At 49.4% G+C, this 2,570-nt stretch carries 1 protein-coding gene; it reads right to left on the bottom strand.

Features of this window, described 5'->3' with window-relative positions:
• Positions 1–630: 630 nt before the first annotated feature.
• Complete coding sequence (locus VZT47_RS10040) at positions 631–2,241, bottom strand: spermidine synthase (RefSeq protein WP_330224824.1); 1,611 nt, start codon at positions 2,239–2,241, stop codon at positions 631–633.
• Between the last annotated feature and the right edge of the window lie 329 nt (positions 2,242–2,570).

Below are 2,570 nucleotides of genomic sequence, written 5' to 3'. Positions count from 1 at the left end.
TGTGTCAAGCTTTCCGCGCATTAAAATTTAAAATTAATAAATTAAAAAGCGTATCCTGCTGGATACGCTAAAATAGGGTTATGTAATTGTCTGTTTTTAGGAGTAAATCCTTAAGTGTGTGCCATTACCCGAAGTTCGGGGAGGTGTCGCCGTAGGCGACGGAGGGGGCTGTACTATCATTCAAGTCGAAAATGAGCTAAAAGGTAAACTTATCCCCAGGGAGCTCCGCCGAAGGCGGTGAAGGAACGAACCGCACCGATGAGGAAAATTTTGCCCGGCATAAATGGGAGCCAAAGGCAGAATCAAAAATGCGGCACCTTCTACTGCTGCGCCGCACCTTCCCTAACCCCTAATCCCCAATCCCTAATTCCTTTTGCGGATGAACTGCACTTTCGACTATAAATTGTACTTGTCGAACATGCACGCCAAAGGCCGCCGGCGGAGCCGGCTATATAAGATTGGTTCGCGAAGCGAACCATATCCTTCCCGACAACCCCGGCCATCCCCGAGATTCCCGATCATTCCCGATTCAAAGTTTCTACACCTGAAAATCCCCATATAAAAAGGGGCGCCCTTTCATTTCAAGGCGCCCACCTTCCCGCAGTCCGCAATCCGAAATCCGTCTTTCCCTCACAGCACCGCGTCCAGCAGTCCTTTCACTCCTCCGACGCGATAGGCCTCTTTGTACGGCCCTATTTCCTCCCGCATCATGGCATCCAGTGCCTGCATGCCCATGAATTCCACCGGCGCTTTGTCATCGGTGAAGATATTTTCTCCCTGATGATGAGGAATCGCATGCTGACGGACCTGGCCCATGAGTTCCCGAAGGTCTTTGTCTTTCAGGGCCAGCCGGTTCCTTTCAAATTGTCCGGAAAGGGACGAATCATTCCAGGCATAGACTTCCCGGTTCGTCTGGTCCGGCACATCGGCGGTATAGACTTTCGAAAAAGCAGTGCCCATGGAATTTAAAAGATATTCATTGATTTCCCCCTCGCCATTCGTTTTGAGGTTCATATTCACCACCATGACGCCGTCCGGAGAGAGATGGTCCCGGACCAGTCCGAAAAATTCCCGGCTGCTCATCTGGAAGGGAATGGTAATATCCTGATAGGCATCGACCAGGATGACATCGTATGTTTTGTCCGTTCCCGCAAGAAAGGCCCTTCCATCGTAAGTGGTTACCGGAATATCCGAAGGGAGGTCGAAATATCTGTGAGAAAGTCCTGTGATGGCTTCATCGATTTCCACTCCTTCAATGGAAGCTTTCGGGAAATACTTCCTGCACTGGGAGGCAAAAGTGCCCGTCCCCATGCCGAGGATGAGGATTTTCGGATTTTCTTTCGACTGGATTCCGGCCAGCACCGGGCCGGCCAGGGCATAATCGTAGTACATTCCCGTCAGTTCATCCCCCTTCATGCGGATGGACTGGACACCGAAAAGGACATTGGTGGAAAGGATCGTACTTTTTGGCGTATCCCGCACCTGAAGGTAATTGTACATGGATTCCCCTTCATAGGTGAGTCCGTCTTCCCAGAAAGCAAAATGACCGGAAGAGCCGAAAATGGAAGCCGCTGCAAAAATGAGGACTCCCAGCGCCAGAGGCCCTTGATTTCCTCCTCTGGAAATAAAGTAAATGAGACCTATGACGAGAAGGACTCCTGAAAAAATGAGAAAAGTCACCGCCGTTCCTGCGGCAGGAATGGTGACAAAAGTAGGAAGAAAAGTCCCGATAATGGAACCGATCGTATTGCAGGCCCCCAGCATACCTACGATGGAACCCGTAGAATCCAGCGAATTCACCGCATATTTCACAAGAGACGGAGTGACCGTGCCCAGGAGAAATAAAGGAAATACGAAAAGCACGAGACAGGTCAGAAAGGACGCCCAGATCAGAAGATGAATATCGATAGCCACAATCAGAATTCCTGCAATCGCCATGATGATATATTTTCCCACCAGCGGAATCAGGGCAATCCAGACAGCAGCAATAATCAGCCGCCGATACAGTCTGGCCGGGTCCGGATCTTTGTCGGCCAGCCGCCCGCCCCACACATTTCCCAGAGCCATGGCAATCATAATGGTCCCGATAATCATGGTCCAGACAATCTGGGACGAAGAAAAATAAGGAGCCATGAGCCGGGAAGCTCCGAGTTCCACAGCCATGACAGCCATTCCGGCAAAAAATTCCGTAGCATAGAGGAAATATCGATTCCGAAGTATCGGCGCCGTGCCCCTTTCCATCGTAACTACCTCCCGTCATTTTTCTTCATTATAGCGGGGGAGAGATTTTCTGTCTAATAGAGCCTTTATATGGGAAATAAATTTCAGGGCTGAGTATCTTAAACTTTAAAATCTAATCTTCCCGGTAACCCCGATCATCCCCGAGATTCCCGACTATTCCCGATTCAAAAGTCTTCGAAGATGCAAGTTTCCGTCAAATACAAGCAGTAAAAGTTTAATAAAATTCTAATGATACAAATCGCGTTTTTTGCTACTATACCGGTGGAGCGAATGAAAGGGCCCCTGAAGAAATCCCTCATCACCCGGATGTACAAAATCGATCGAGCCGG

The sequence above is a fragment of the Dialister sp. genome (genome assembly GCF_036343215.1).
GTDB lineage: Bacteria > Bacillota > Negativicutes > Veillonellales > Dialisteraceae > Dialister.
This window is presented reverse-complemented; position numbering and strand designations above follow the sequence as displayed.

Coding starts and splice junctions, on each gene's coding strand:
- VZT47_RS10040 (WP_330224824.1), bottom strand. CDS start 2,241: ATGGAAAGGGGCACGGCGCCGATACTTCGGAATCGATATTTCCTCTAT.